Origin of the sequence: Anabaena sp. UHCC 0451 (assembly GCF_034931405.1) — a bacterium.
Taxonomy (GTDB): Bacteria; Cyanobacteriota; Cyanobacteriia; order Cyanobacteriales; family Nostocaceae; genus RDYJ01.
In genome coordinates, this window is record NZ_JAYGHA010000037.1 from 1 (window position 1) to 15134 (window position 15134).

At 37.5% G+C, this 15134-nt stretch carries 13 protein-coding genes and 1 pseudogene; 6 read left to right on the forward strand and 8 right to left on the reverse strand.

What is annotated here, in order from left to right; genetic code table 11:
- Positions 1-204: 204 nt before the first annotated feature.
- Positions 205-822, reverse strand: a complete 618-nt coding sequence (locus VB694_RS21635; RefSeq protein ID WP_323362402.1) for a Uma2 family endonuclease — start codon at positions 820-822, stop codon at positions 205-207.
- Positions 823-1088: 266 nt separating this feature from the next.
- Here VB694_RS21635 and leuS point away from each other — a divergent pair, with 266 nt between their 5' ends.
- Together leuS and VB694_RS21645 are read left to right on the forward strand one after the other, a co-directional pair.
- Complete coding sequence (leuS, locus tag VB694_RS21640) at positions 1089-3668, forward strand: leucine--tRNA ligase (protein ID WP_323362403.1); 2580 nt, start codon at positions 1089-1091, stop codon at positions 3666-3668.
- A gap of 211 nt (positions 3669-3879) precedes the next feature.
- Positions 3880-5370, forward strand: coding sequence for an AAA family ATPase (locus VB694_RS21645; protein WP_323362404.1), 1491 nt, complete (start codon positions 3880-3882; stop codon positions 5368-5370).
- Positions 5371-5990: 620 nt separating this feature from the next.
- Here VB694_RS21645 and VB694_RS21650 read toward each other — a convergent pair.
- The 6 genes and pseudogenes from VB694_RS21650 to VB694_RS21675 form a co-directional block, all read right to left on the reverse strand.
- Positions 5991-6416 carry a GNAT family N-acetyltransferase gene (locus VB694_RS21650; RefSeq protein WP_323362448.1) on the reverse strand — a complete coding sequence of 142 codons (426 nt, stop codon included), beginning with the start codon at positions 6414-6416 and terminating at the stop codon, positions 5991-5993.
- Between the two features lie 48 nt (positions 6417-6464).
- Positions 6465-6845, reverse strand: a pseudogene (locus VB694_RS21655) (VOC family protein); the annotation flags it as partial.
- Positions 6846-7010: 165 nt separating this feature from the next.
- Positions 7011-7490, reverse strand: coding sequence for a hypothetical protein (locus VB694_RS21660; protein ID WP_323362405.1), 480 nt, complete (start codon positions 7488-7490; stop codon positions 7011-7013).
- A gap of 9 nt (positions 7491-7499) precedes the next feature.
- Positions 7500-8192 carry a hypothetical protein gene (locus VB694_RS21665; protein WP_323362406.1) on the reverse strand — a complete coding sequence of 231 codons (693 nt, stop codon included), beginning with the start codon at positions 8190-8192 and terminating at the stop codon, positions 7500-7502.
- Positions 8193-8421: 229 nt separating this feature from the next.
- On the reverse strand, positions 8422-9702 hold the full coding sequence (locus VB694_RS21670) for a VWA domain-containing protein (protein WP_323362407.1): 1281 nt from the start codon (positions 9700-9702) through the stop codon (positions 8422-8424).
- Entirely contained in the window at positions 9699-10955 is a 1257-nt protein-coding gene (locus tag VB694_RS21675; protein ID WP_323362408.1) for a VWA domain-containing protein, read from the reverse strand. The genes VB694_RS21670 and VB694_RS21675 overlap by 4 nt, the downstream gene beginning before the upstream one ends.
- A gap of 270 nt (positions 10956-11225) precedes the next feature.
- Here VB694_RS21675 and VB694_RS21680 point away from each other — a divergent pair, with 270 nt between their 5' ends.
- The 3 genes from VB694_RS21680 (at position 11226) to VB694_RS21690 (ending at position 13332) form a co-directional block, all read left to right on the forward strand.
- Positions 11226-11888: an ATP-dependent Clp protease proteolytic subunit gene (locus VB694_RS21680; protein WP_323362409.1), complete on the forward strand. Its 663-nt coding sequence runs from the start codon at positions 11226-11228 to the stop codon at positions 11886-11888.
- A 134-nt stretch (positions 11889-12022) separates the two neighbouring features.
- Positions 12023-12616 carry an ATP-dependent Clp protease proteolytic subunit gene (locus VB694_RS21685; protein WP_323362410.1) on the forward strand — a complete coding sequence of 198 codons (594 nt, stop codon included), beginning with the start codon at positions 12023-12025 and terminating at the stop codon, positions 12614-12616.
- Positions 12617-12717: 101 nt separating this feature from the next.
- The gene (locus VB694_RS21690) at positions 12718-13332 is read left to right on the forward strand and encodes a J domain-containing protein (RefSeq protein WP_323362411.1); all 615 of its coding nucleotides are present in this window, start codon (positions 12718-12720) and stop codon (positions 13330-13332) included.
- 59 nt (positions 13333-13391) lie between these two features.
- Here the strand turns inward: VB694_RS21690 and VB694_RS21695 are convergent, their stop codons facing one another.
- A complete protein-coding gene (locus VB694_RS21695; protein ID WP_323362412.1) occupies positions 13392-14720 on the reverse strand; it encodes a Rieske 2Fe-2S domain-containing protein in 1329 nt (442 codons plus the stop codon).
- Between the two features lie 51 nt (positions 14721-14771).
- Between VB694_RS21695 and VB694_RS21700 the strand changes: the two genes are divergently transcribed.
- Positions 14772-15032, forward strand: a complete 261-nt coding sequence (locus tag VB694_RS21700; protein WP_323362413.1) for a MoaD/ThiS family protein — start codon at positions 14772-14774, stop codon at positions 15030-15032.
- Positions 15033-15134: the final 102 nt, after the last annotated feature.

Genomic DNA, 15134 nt, shown 5'->3' on the forward strand with positions numbered 1-15134 from the left:
CTATTAACAATAGCGATAGCTACGCTCGCCGCAGGCATCACACTGCCCAGTGTATCTTATTTTCGCTAACTTTTGGAGGAATGCTTATGGTGAAGGATGCGATAGCGAAGCGCTGCTGCAAGCAGTTCGCTATACACCTAATTTAATTATGGGATTTAAAATAAATAATCAAACCAAAACATTTGATTAATTCGTTTCCTATATTTAGGTTATGGCACAAGCAGAAGCAAAGACTTGTTTTGCTGTTAATTGTAAGTTGGGAAAGACTGAGGAAACCAGTTTATCGTTGTTTTGAAACAATCGCTTTTGATATTCGTCCTCTACTAACGTACAAATTGTAATTGTTGGTTGCTTGGTTTTGCCAATATATTCTCTACCACCAATGCCTAAATAGTCTACAATCCAATATTCAGGAACAGCTAATAGGGCATAATCTTCAACTTTGCGAGCATAATCATTTTGCCAGTTTGTGCTGACAACTTCAGCAATTAGTTTAATTGATTTTCCTGATGTAATTACAGGTTCTTGTTGCCATAATGGTTCATTGATTAGTTGTGTTTGGTCTAATATGATCACATCGGGACGAAAGGCTGTGTTTGTTCCCAGTAGTTTTATCAAACAGCGATGGGGGATAAAGTAAGGTACATCATAATGATCAATTTCTACATTCATTTTTCTGCCAATAAAAGATGATACCTGTTCATGTGGTCCTGTGGGTTCCATCTCAATTAATTCCCCATCAATGAGTTCATAGGGATAGCTGTCACCATATTGAGTAATAAATTCATCAGATGTAATTAATTTTAGGATTGATTGTATCATTATTATTTTTCTCGCCGATTAAATAAAGATTATTCTGACGGTTAGAATCTCATATTATTGACATTTATTAGATTTTACTAATTTTTCTGTACTATTAACAATAGCGATAGCCCTGCCCATTGTATCTTATTTTCTGGGTGATTCTTGGGGTTAAGGATGCGATGGCTATATAGCTGATTTAATTATTTAATTTTCACTCTTAATGTCTGATATCTACAATTATGCCACAATAGCGAGATTAGTTAACAGTATTAGGAGTTTTAGTTGTGGAGTCCCCCCAAAAAACGTTATACCAACCAGCTACAATTGAGGAAAAATGGCAACAAACATGGTTAGAACTTGGCTTAGATAAAACGCCTCAAGATCAAAATAAGCCAAAATTCTACGCGCTTTCCATGTTTCCATACCCATCTGGAAGCTTGCACATGGGTCACGTTCGCAACTATACAATTACAGATGTGATTGCCCGCCTCAAACGGATGCAAGGGTATCGGGTATTACATCCAATGGGTTGGGATGCTTTCGGACTACCCGCAGAAAACGCCGCCATTGATCGAGGTGTACCCCCTGCTAAATGGACATATCAGAATATTGCCCAAATGCGGCAACAATTACAACGCCTGGGTTTATCCTTAGATTGGGAAACTGAACTTGCTACCTGTTCGCCAGATTATTACAAATGGACACAATGGATTTTTCTGCAATTTTTACAAGCTGGTTTAGCATATCAAAGAGAAGCCGCAGTTAATTGGGACCCCATTGACCAAACTGTATTAGCAAATGAACAAGTTGATAATGAAGGACGTTCTTGGCGCAGTGGCGCAATTGTAGAACGTAAATTACTGCGTCAATGGTTTTTTAAAATTACCGACTACGCCGAAGAATTATTAAATGATCTGGATAAACTCACAGGTTGGCCGGAACGGGTAAAATTAATGCAAGCCAACTGGATAGGAAAATCCACAGGTGCATATTTAGAATTTCCCATTGTTGGTTCAGAGGAAAAAATCGGCGTTTATACCACCCGTCCCGATACCGTTTATGGCGTGAGTTACGTCGTCTTAGCCCCAGAACACCCTTTAACTCAAGTGGTGACAACTTCCGAACAAAAAGCAGCAGTAGAAGCCTTTATTAAGGAAGTCAGCAACCAAAGCGAGTTAGAACGCACTGCGGAAGATAAACCAAAACGCGGTATTCCTACAGGTGGAAAAGTGATGAACCCCTTCACTGGGGAAGAAGTACCCGTATGGATTGCAGATTATGTTCTCTATGAATATGGTACAGGTGCGGTAATGGGTGTACCAGCCCATGATGTGCGAGATTTCAAATTTGCTAAAGAACAAAATTTAGCTATCAAAGTTGTAATTGTCCCGGAAATTGGTGCAGAAGAAACTTTAAAATCAGCCTACACAGAAGCAGGAATTTTAGTTAATTCTGGTGACTTTAATGGCATGAATTCTGTAGATGCGAAAAAAGCCATTATCGAATTTGCCGAAAAACAAAACTTTGGTAAATTAAGAATACAATATCGCCTCAGAGATTGGTTGATTTCTCGACAACGTTATTGGGGCGCACCTATCCCTGTGATTCACTGTCCTAAATGTGGAATTGTGCCTGTACCTGACAAAGATTTACCTGTCCAATTACCTGAAGATATTGAATTAAGTGGCCGTGGTGGTTCACCTTTAGCACAATTAGAAAGTTGGGTAAATGTCCCTTGTCCAACTTGCGGTACTCCTGCGAAACGGGAAACCGATACAATGGATACTTTTATTGATTCTTCGTGGTATTTCTTGCGTTATCCTGACGCAAAGAATGAAGAAAAGATTTTTGATTCTGGTAAAGTAAATGATTGGATGCCGGTTGATCAATATGTGGGGGGAATTGAACACGCAATTTTACATTTATTGTATTCGCGTTTCTTCACCAAAGTATTGAGAGATAGGGGTTTGTTTAACTTTGATGAACCATTTCAACGCCTATTAACTCAGGGAATGGTTCAGGGTTTAACTTACATGAACCCAAATAAAGGTGGTAAGGATAAATGGATTCCTTCTAATTTAGTTGATTCTAATAATCCTGTAGATCCACAAACTGGAGAACCTTTACAACGTCTCTATGCTACCATGTCCAAATCAAAAGGAAATGGTGTTGCACCGGAAGATGTGATTAATAAATATGGCATTGATACGGCGAGAATGTTCATTTTATTTAAAGCACCTCCTGAAAAAGATTTGGAATGGGATGAGGCTGATGTTGAGGGACAATTCCGCTTTTTAAATCGCGTTTGGCGGTTGGTAACTGATTATGCTGCTGCGGGAGTTTGTCAGCAAAAAGCGGAAGTTGATAAATTAAATAAAGCAGAAAAAGATTTGCGTCGGGCAATTCATATTGCGATTCAAGCAATTACGGAAGATGTGGTAGATGAATATCAATTCAATACGGCTATTTCGGAATTAATGAAGTTAAGTAATGCCTTGACTGATGCTGATTGTCATAATTCCCCAATTTACGCGGAAGGGATTCTAACTTTGGTGATTATGTTAGCGCCTTTTGCACCGCATATTGGTGATGAATTATGGCAATTGTTGGGGAATAAAAATTCTGTGCATACTCAAACTTGGCCAAGTTTTGATCCTGCGGCTTTGATAGCTGATGAAATTACTTTGGTAATTCAAATTATGGGTAAAACTCGCGGTTCTATTCAAGTTCCTGTAAAAGCTGATAAAGCTGAGTTGGAAAAATATGCCCGTGAGTCGGAGGTTGCACAGCGTTATCTTGAAGGGAAGGAAGTTAAAAAGGTAATTGTTGTTCCTGGTAAGTTGGTGAATTTCGTTTTGGGTTAGGTTTTTGTAGGTTGGGTTAAATGAAATGCAACCCAACTTATTTATTATTGTTGGTTGATGTTGGGTTTCCTTGCGTCAACCCAACCTACAGATAAAATCTGTCATCATAACATAATAGTATACATATTATAAATTACATCTTACTATAGTATTTTCATGCTATATATGGTAAAATATATAACACTTAAAACAAACTAGAATGGTGCTGTATATGATAGAAATAGAAATTAAGAATCTCAAAAATATTAAGCAGTTTTCAATTGAACTTCCTTTTCAAGAAGGTGTATATGCTATAACAGGAGAAAATGGTGTTGGCAAAAGTACAATTTTTTCTGCTTTAGCACAATTAGTTGCCAAAGATTCTTTGAATCGCTTTTTTAAAAATGACGGTAACGGAAGTAGCCATATCAAATATAGATTTGCTGGTAAGGAAAATATATGGAGCAAGACGAAAAAATGGAAGCTATCTAACTCACAAGATGAAGTGATAATCCTGGATGGATTATTTGAGGGAAGCCTAATGTTCGGTTCTAGGTTTTCAGATGTTCATAAATTAATTTTGAACAGAAATGATTATCCAAAAGAAGATGAATTACGTAATGCAGATAGTTTTATCATCAAGAATCTTGGAGAAATATTGAGAGATGATGAAAATTTTTATTCTGGGTTAAAAATAATTAAAACCAAACAATTAGCTCAAAAAATATATCGTTTTGAAGGACAACCCTACTTTCTAGAAAAACAAGGACGCTTAATTTCTCAATTCTTTATGAGTTCTGGAGAGTTATTATTAATTGGTTTACTAAATTTTATTAGTGAAAAGATAAAAAGAATTAAATTAAGACATAACAGAGAAAATTATGATAAAAGTCTCATATTAATTGATGAAATTGAAATTGCTCTTCATCCATCTGCACAACAAAGATTATTAAAATTTCTGACTGAAATTTCAAATGATTATAAAGTTTGTATATATATAGCTACCCACTCCGTGCAAATTATTCATAATATAAAACCAAATAGTATATATCATATACAAAGCAATTGTGATAATAATCTTCAAATCATCCATCCATGTTATCCAGCATATGTGACAAGAAGTTTATATACAAACGATGGTTTTGATTTCGTTTTACTTGTAGAAGATGAACTTGCTAAATACATTGTAGATGAAATTATTACAAAACATTCTCTTAAAAATAAAAGGTTAATAAAAATACTACCTTGTGGCGGTTGGGAACAAGTTCTTGTAATGCACCACGAATTTAAGACATCTAAATTAGCTGGTGAAAGTTGTAGAATCTTCTCTATTCTCGATGGAGATATAAAGGATGAGTGTGAAAGAAAATATCAACAAGGCTCAAAATATTATGGCTTAAAAAAAGAATATCTTCCAATCAAAAGTATAGAGAAATTCTTGAAAACGAAATTGATTGATACACCTGATGTAGGTTTTATTCAAAAGCTTGGAGATACATATTTTAATACGAAAAGTCTTGATTCAATTTTAAAAGACTATAAAAAAGACGAGAAATCGTCAAAGGATAAAAATGGTAAAGGTCTATTTATGGTTATAAAAAAATGTGCGGAAGAACAAGGATTTTCAGATGAAAGTTTTAAGAATAAGATTTGTAGTTTTATATATGAAAATGAAGATTTTACTTCTTTATCAGGGTTTTTAATAGGCTTATTGGGAAATTAATAAATGGAGGCTATCCTCCACCTGAGTAAAGTTTGTAGACTGGTCTAAATGAAATGCAACCCAACTTATGTATTATTATTCGTTGATGTTGGGTTTCCTAAAGTCAACCCAACCTACAGAATTAATCACAAGCTTTATCATAAAAATATGGTATCATTGAGAATATATGTATAAATATCATTACCTCAACACAAACGAGTTAGAATCATGAAACTGAGGGTTCGCAAAAATGCACACGCTTCTCGTACTGGTGTAAATCGTTCCGGTAAGTACAAAGTCATTTATCATAAAGATGAATGAGAACTTCCAGATGCAGATGATCGCCATGTTTTAGCAGCAGCTATTAAAAGTGATGCTGAAATAATTGTTACTTTTAATTTAAAAGATTTTCCTTCTAAAAATATTGGACAATATGGTATTAAAGCACAGCATCCAGATGAGTTTATTTTGCATTTAATTGACCTTAATTCTGATCTGGTTTGTCAAGCTGTTAAGAATCAATTAAATACCTTAAAAAAAACCTCCAATCAATTTAGATGAATTGTTAGAAATTTTAATAAAACAGCAAATCCCGAAATCTGTTTCTGTTTTACAAAAATTATTAATAAATTAAAAGTAACTTACAAGTATTTTTCCATTACATAGTTTGTAAATAACACCCCTCTCCGTTCTACCTGTTGTTCTCTAACTACAGTAAATCCATACTTTTGAAAAAATGGTTTTGCAGTAATACTAACCTCTGCATATAATCTCTTCATTTCTTGCGATTTTGCCATATTTTCTATGTGATTCAAAAGTTTTGTACCAATACCCTTTCTTTGATATTTGCTATGACAATAAAAACAATCAATATGACCATCAGGGTCTAATTCTGCAAAACCAACAATTTCACCATTATTTTCAGCAACATAAGGTAATTTGATTTTTAACCTTTGATGCCAAAATTCATAATCCATCGTTTCTGAAGCCCAAGCATTTACCTGTTGTTGAGTATAATCATTAATGTTAATTTCATGAACTGTATTATAAAATAAGTTCATGATCATCTCAGTATCAGAATTTCTATATTCTCTGATGATTAAATTAAACTTACTCAGTTCATAAATTTCTAATGGTAAATTATCAGGATCTTGAAAAAAGGTAAATTTTTTACCTGTAATTTCATCAACTCTAATATTTTCAACTTCGATATTATGGGCTTTTAAATAACTAACAGATTCCTCAATATTCTCAACTGCAAAAGCGAGATGTCGCAAACCACAAGCTTCGGGTTTACTAAGTCTTTGGGGAGGGGTGGGAAAGGAGAATAATTCAATTTGAGTATTTCCTACTTGTAAATCTAATTTATAGGAATTTCTTTCGCTGCGGAAGGTTTCGTGAATTATTTTAAAACCAAGAATATCAACATAAAATTTTTTGGATATTTTATAATCAGAACAAATAATAGCAACATGATGAATATTTGATATTTTTATCATAAATTACTTTCTTCTGTTTTTAAAAACAATTCTATGGTTTTTTACCACTACAAGAGCGTATTTTAGCTTCATTAATTGATGCACTATTTGCCTGATTTGAGGTACTAATTACTTCATTATATAAAGTTTCTGCAACCTCTAAATAACTTGACCAATCAAATTTCATTCAAAGTCCAAATGAATACAAAGATTTACAGCAACCCCTAATGAAGCATCTATCCACCAATTTTCATCCAATTCATCTAGTTGATTTAGAGCTTGATCAACAGATTCTGGACTAGCACAGATATAAAGTACCAGTTTATCCCATTCAGGAGATTCAGGATCAACGTACAACTTTAATCGTAATTTCTCAGTTGGGAAATACTTTCTTATTTGTGGATGAGCTTCTACCAGCACATCTATCAGGTTTGAATGATCTTGCAAAAATCTGTTGACATCAAGAATGTTTTTTATTGTGTAGAATTTAGAAATTTTGCTGAACTTATCAGATCGTTGACTATTTTCTGTTAGCCATTTCGGCTCTTGATATTTTTGAAAATATTGAATATATGAATCATCGGAAGAACCTTTTCTATATCTACTAAATTCGTTAAGCAACAAATTTTTTGGACTTTGCTTTTCTAGATTTTTAACAGCCATTTTTTCTCCTTATTTTGAACTAGAGTGAGGATCTAGATAAAGGACATCAGCTTTTTCTAGCATAGCCTGAATGGCATCTCCTTCTATTAGACATTGAGATAATTGCTCTTGTAAATTTTTTACATCTGCTGAATCTAATGCTACATAAAACTCTCTTAAATCACCTGCATCTTGGTACGCAATTTTTAGTGTGTGAACTATCAATGCTCCAGCTATTTCTTTTTCATTTTCTGGTTTGAAAATAGGTCTTATATCGTTAACAATACGTGAACTTGAAAATATATGGTCGTATTCTTGCAATAAGGTGATGGCTTTAGATGAAATACTTATAGAGCCATCAATTGCTAATAATTTAGTCAGTCGTTTTTCAAAATTTTCTAATTCTTCAGAAGATAATTCTGAAAATGTCTCATCACTCGAAACAGCATCAATTAACCCTGTAATTATTTCAGTATTTTTAAGGTTTTCTTGCGTACGAAGAGAGTAAAATGAACGAATTGCTCTTAAAATCTCCTCTAAATCATTAATAGGGATTTCCTCTATTTTTGGAGAGATTTTCAATGCTAAACTAGCTATATCTACAAAAGGATGAACTTCTGTTATTGCACTCAGTAGGCGATCAAATATAGGTTCGTCAATTTCTATAATTAATTTAATACCGAATTGATATGGTTGTGGAATTTTTAGACTCTTCATTGCCATTAAAGTTAATATTTTTTGTCTTCTTCCAAATCAAGCCTTATTGACATAATCTGTTTGGCTTAATACTCTCAGCTAGTTATAGCTTATATAAAAGCGCATATTCACTTCTACAGTTAAATGTTAACAAATTGTTGTTGCCAAATTACATAACATTCTATATTTAGACTAGCATCAAAACCCTTGATTTTTTACCTTCTTCAGGGCAGGCTTTTTAGCCCACCCTAATTACTTATTCCCTTAAAATCGTCTTTGATACAATCCTGGTTTTCTTGCGGTCTGCTTCCGAGAGTTCTTCACCGGCTTGTAGACGAGTAGCGTTAGTTTGCAGCACAGTTGCAGCATTGGTATCACCAATCTGCAAAGCAGTTTTAGCGGCTGTTTGCAGCATTGTTACCGCACCGATGCGATCGCCCTGTTCCAATTTTGTCTCTGCTACCTGAGTTTGCCGATACTTAGCTAATACCAAAATCGACTGTAAGACCTGGGGATTTAAGGCAGGTTGGTAAGCCTTAGTGATATTGGCATAGACAGGCATCAAGAGAGAAAGTAAACTTTCTTGATTAATAGCTGGATCATCGTAACGGATTTGGATATGTCCAATTACTTGTTTACCTTCCGGCAACTGTCCCAGATAGATATTTGCTAAAACTACCCTTTCTGCACCTTTCATTAAGTCTCCCAAACGGAAAACAAAGCTACCATTAGCTTCTATGTCCACTGGTAACTCAATGGTTTCTGGGGCAACTTGGGCAATAGGTTTGAGTTCAGCTAGTCGCACACCAGGGACCAGAGACAGCAGCAAATGGGCATTGGTTAAGCCCACAGACTGAATCCGCTTGAATAAACGGCTAAATTGGTCTACAGCTTGCTTGGGACTCTCAATATAAGCGAGAGTACCACCACCAGCATCGGCCACTTTTTCCAGCAAGTCCTGGTTCCAGTCATTGCCAAAACCGAAAGTGTTGATAGTGAGATTTACCCTAGTGGCTTTTTGTGCCAGTTCTAAACAACGTTTGTTGTCATTGGGTCCTAGTTCCCACTTCCAAATTTTTAAACCCCCATCACCATGCCCATCTGTCAGCAGAAATGCTTGAGAAACAGCACCTTTTGTCCCTTTGAGTAATTCTGTAATTCCCAAAGATAAACCTTCAGCAATGATTGTGCCACCACCAGCTTTCAGCTTCTTGTGTAGCTGGGATTTGATAGTTTCGGGGTCTTGGACGATTTGATTAGGGATAATGACCTCAGAAGTTGCCGCAAAGGCCACAATTGAGATGCGATCGCCTGGTTTGAGTTGATCCAGTAATTGTTCTACTGCCTGAATCACGGTGTTCAGGGGTTCGCCGTGCATAGAACCGCTTTTATCGAGAATCAGGCATAAATTCAGGGGTAAACTGGGGTCAAGCTCATCAGCAATAGCCGAAATGGAAATTTCTAGTTGACGCTGGTTACTCAATTGAGCCGCATCAACATTGGTATCATTTAATGCCGATAGTAATTGAACTTTCATTTAGGAGGAGCATCCTGCAACACAGTTTTTGAGACAATCCTGGTTTTTTTGCGATCGCTTGCGGATAACTCTTCCCCGGCTTGTAAGCGAGTGGCCGAAGTTTGCAACACCGTTGCTGCACTGGCATCTCCCATTTGCAAAGCCGTTTTTGCTGCCGTTTGTAGCATTGTCGCCGCCCCAGCGCGATCGCCCTGTTGTAATTTCGTTTCAGCTAACTGGGTTTGGCGATACTTGGCTAAAGCTAAAATCGACTGTTGCACTTCGGGATTGGCACTCGGTTGGTAAATGCGTCCCACATTGACATAAACTGGCATATTCAGGGAAAATAATCCAGTTTGGTTGAGTGCGGGGTCATCGTAGCGGATTTGCACATTAGCGATCGCCTGTTTACCTTCTGGCAACTGTCCCAAATAAATATTAGCCAAAATTACCCGTTCCACGTCTTTCATTAAATCCCCCAGCCGCACAGCAAACCGACCATCATTTTCTGGTTGTACTGGTAACTCAATCGTATCTGGGGCAACCTGGGCAATGGGTTTAAGTTCCGCTAAACGCACATTTGGCATCAGTGAAAATAACAGATAAGCATTAGTCAATCCCACTGTTTGCATCCGAGTAAACAAGCGATTGAACTTATCCACAGCTTGATCAGGTTGTTCAATATGAGACAAATTCCCCAGCCCCACATCAGCTATTTTTTCTAAAATATCCTGATTCCAATTGTCACCAAATCCTAAACTATTGAGAGTTAAATTATAGCTGGCTGCCAATTGGGCGAATTTCAAACAGCGATTATTATCACCATGTTCATTTTCCCCATCAGTAAGTAAAAATGCTTGGGAAATAGTGTCTTTTTTCCCCTTGGCTAACTCCTCAATCCCCAACCGCAAGCCTTCATCAATCGCCGTTCCCCCATCAGCCGTGAGGCGATTAATTTGCTGTTTAATGTATTCTCGATCTGCAATCACCTGATTAGGGACTAAAACCTTAGCACGATGGTCAAAAACAACTATGCTCAGACGATCCTCAGAACTGAGTCTGTCAACCAACAAAGAAGCTGCTTTTTTCACAGTTTCCAGCGATCGCCCATTCATCGAACCACTATGATCAAGAATTAAGCATAAATTTAATGGCACACTGCGATCTAGAGTTTCGCCAATCGCAGAAATCGAAACCGCCAACTGACGTTGACTACTTGGTTGATTCGCGTCTAAATTAGCATCATTTAGAGTAGGCTGCAAGTTAACCTTCATAAGCCAATTTTTCCTATCGAGATTATCTATATCTATTTAATTGATAACTCCAAAAGGTAGCCTAATGGCTACGGAAAATGGGTTTATTAAGGTTTTGACCGTCCCAACTTACATCTGGTTTCTCGAAAACGAAAACATAGCATAATATTCAAAATACCCTAGTGATCTGGCTTTCTTGACCATCAGTGAGAAATCCACACCCTAAATTATTAAAGCATCGCGCTAGGATGTAATACAGTTAACGGCATAGTTTCAGGCGATTCAGTTCCTATGGACATTTCCCCCATCAAGGCTGTACAAGCCCCCTATTACGGCGATAGCTCCTACCGGACACCGCCACCAGATTTACCTTCCCTACTATTAAAGGAGCGAATTGTCTATCTGGGTATGCCACTAGTACCTGCGGTCACGGAATTGATTGTTGCTGAATTGCTATTTTTACAATCCGACGACCCCGAAAAGCCAATTAAAATCTACATCAACTCCACCGGCACTTCTGGTTATAGTGGTGAACCTATCGGTTTTGAAACCGAAGCCTTCGCTATCTATGACACCATGAAATACATCAAGCCTCCCATCTATACGATTTGCATCGGTTCGGCAATGGGTATGGCCGCAATGCTTCTCAGTGCCGGTACAAAAGGCTGTCGTGCTAGTTTGCCCAACGCCAACATTATCCTGCATCAGCCCAAAAGCTACGCCCAAGGCCAAGCAACGGATATTCAAATTCGCGCTAGAGAAGTTTTGGCAAACAAAGCATCAATGCTGGAAATTCTCTCCTATACCACGGGACAGGATGCAGCAAAAATCTCCAAAGACATGGATCGTCTTTTCTACATGACTCCTTACCAAGCCAAGGAGTACGGTTTAATTGACCGCGTGTTTGAAAAAGAAGAACTCGCCAACCCCCCACTCCCTGCAAGTGTGCTTTAAAAAGGAGATCAAGGAGTCAGGAGTCAGGAGTCAGGAGTTACAAGAAGTGAGTTGTTCATAACTAATAACTAATGACTAATGACTAATGACCACTGACTAATGACTGACAACTAATTAAAACTGGAGTCGTAAAAATGCCTATAGGCGTTCCTAAAGTTCCTTACCGGATGCCCGGAGGACAGTATACAGATTGGATTAGCATTTATGACCGTCTCTACCGGGAAAGAATTATTTTCTTGGGACGGGATGTAGATGATGAAATTGCTAACCAAATTATCGCCGTTATGCTTTATTTGGATTCAGATGATCCAGGTAAGGATATTTACTTATACATCAATTCCCCCGGTGGCATGGTAACATCTGGGTTGGCGATTTATGATACCATGCAACACATCAAATCTGATGTTGTTACCATTTGCGTTGGATTAGCTGCTTCCATGGGTTCTTTCCTGTTAACAGCTGGCGCTAAAGGCAAACGCATGGCCTTACCCCACTCCCGGATTATGATTCACCAACCATCCGGTGGTACTCGCGGACAAGCTTCTGACATCGAAATTGAAGCCAGAGAAATTCTGCGAATTCGTAGTCAGCTAAATCAGATTTATGCTGATAACACTGGTCAAGCTTTGTCTAAGATTGAAAAAGACATGGATCGAGATTTTTTCATGTCTGCTCAAGAAGCCAAAGAATATGGTTTAATTGACCGTGTGATTGAAGACAGGGTGTAAATAGGGAAAAATAAATTCAAAATTCAAAGTTGAAAATTCAAAGGTAGGAATTCTTCATTTTGAATTTTTAATTTTGGATTTTGAATTGGAGTAAAAGCAACATGGATTTGGGAGATTGCTACCGTTTATTGGGCTTGAGGTCGGGAGCCTCTTTTGCTGAAATCAAATCGTCTTACCGCAAACTGGTACGGCAATATCATCCCGATACCAACCCAGATGATGAAAAATCTAAAGAAAAATTTATTGCTTTGACGGAGGCTTATAGATTTCTGCAAACGGTAGTACCGCCAGAGGAAATAGCCCCAAAATCTCATAGTTCATTTACCTCGTCAAATTCTGTGGGTTGTTACACTGAGGCAACACAGCCAGACTCAGCATCAAAAACAACAGTGATGCCATACCCACCGACGGTAGAGGATATAGAACAACGCCTGAAATGGAAAACTTATGAGCAGTTGCAGCGGTTTTTACAGGAAAAACGTTTTCCCCAAGCGATCGCTTTAGTTGAAGCTTTAGCTGCTAGACTACCAGGAGATATAGAAGTACGCCAATGGCAAGCTATATCCTATCAGATTTGGGGAAGGGCGCTTATTAATGAAAAACAATTGCCAAAAGCCAGAATCTATCTCAAAAAGGCTTTAAAAACAGATCCTCACAACAAAACTCTGTTAAGCGAAATCCAGCAAGATTTTGAGCGTTTGGGAATTAGAATTTGATAAAATTTTGATGAAATTTTAATTGCATATTTTCTGCTTTCCTGCAAATTTTTTTTGGATCATTTCTCAGCATGGATATAATCCACAAAATAAAATTTAGGAATAAGCGAAAATTTCAACCAGGAATAAACACCCATTCCTAAAAGTGCTGTAATTATTAATGGTAAACCGACCTTAATCCGCAAATCATCAGGAAGAATCGCAACTCCAGAGACAGTAATTACAAAATAGGCTAACAGTCCAATTTGCAATCGTTCCAGATTTTTTAATGCTGTTCTACAACTACTACAATGCTGAGTATGTTGTTTGTAACGATCCAACATCTCAAGACGATTGTCATTGATTTTAGTTTCTGTATTACCAATACCTACCTCTTCCCAAGGTAGTTGACCGTGACAATATTTATCAAACCAAGTCCGAAACTCAATTACTAAACGATCCGCACCTGTAGGTAATTTATAGGCAGTTTTCCAACTTTCACTTAATTGTTTTTGTTGAAGTAAATATTCTTGCTGATTTAACAGCATCATATCGCCATCGAGAACTTGATTCCGAGTTTTGATATGTTCCCACCAACGGGGTGTTAAACGCTGAAATGTTTTGGCGAAGTTGCGGGGAAACTGTGCCACAATTCTACATTTACCTGGTAACACAGGAATACAGTAAGTGACTAGTCCGATTTGTTTATCTGAGTTAGGAAGATTGATCGCATATTCCAAGCGACAGGGAGGTTCAAAAGAAATTGAAGTTTGAAAACGCCCAGAAGTATCTGCTTCAATTAAATTTGCTGTTGATTGTATAATCTTGATAGGTATGGGTTGTGCGTTTTCTCGATTACCCTGTACCCCATGATGAGCAAAAGGAACATGACTAGGATCTGCTACATTTTCTACTAGAGTCTGCCAATCGTATTCTAAATCACGAACAAAAGAAGACCATACAAAGCCTTTCTTTGCATCTACTTGTGGTGATAAAGGTAAGGGTGTATTCGCAGCTAGTTCTGGTGTCTTTGCATCCGGCCATACCCAGAGTAAATCATTTGCTTGACGGACTGGGAAAGAAATCACACAAAAATTTTGCTGGTTTTTAGCGGTAACTTCAGGATTTTCCGCCTGGGGAATGTGAGTACAGATACCTTGATCATCAAATTCCCAGCCATGATAACTACACATTAAATTCCCCGTTTTATCATCAATACGACCCTCACTTAAAGGTGCTAGACGATGGGGACACTGATCTAAAAATACCCGGTAATTCTCAGATGATCTGGGCTTCCAAATCACTAATCTAATTCCTAATAAAGTTACGGGAACTGGCCGCTGTGGATCAAGGTCTTCAATTGGTGAGAGAGGATACCAGTGCTGAAAAAAATTGAATTCGGCTTGCATTCTACTTAATTTTAATAATTTACTAAATCAGGGTGTGAGGAAAATTATTGTATGTCTCAATCTGTAATTACCATAACCGTTAAATTGTTTGCTGCCTATCAAGAAGCTTACGGTCTTACGGAATTAGTGCTGGAATTTCCTCATGGTACACCAGTAAAAGCGGTATGCGATCGCATCATCTCCGAACACCCAAACCTAAGCAAATGGCGTGATGTTACCCGCTTTGGCATCAATCTGATTTTTGTTGAATCAGACACATCTCTCAAAGATGGTGATGAAGTCGTACTCATTCCACCCGTAAGCGGAGGTTGAGGAGCTAGGTGACTGGGGACTGGGGACTGGGGACTGGGGACTGGTGACTGGGGACTGGTGACTGGGGACTGGTAAACAGGTATAAATTTTTACCCTAATCCC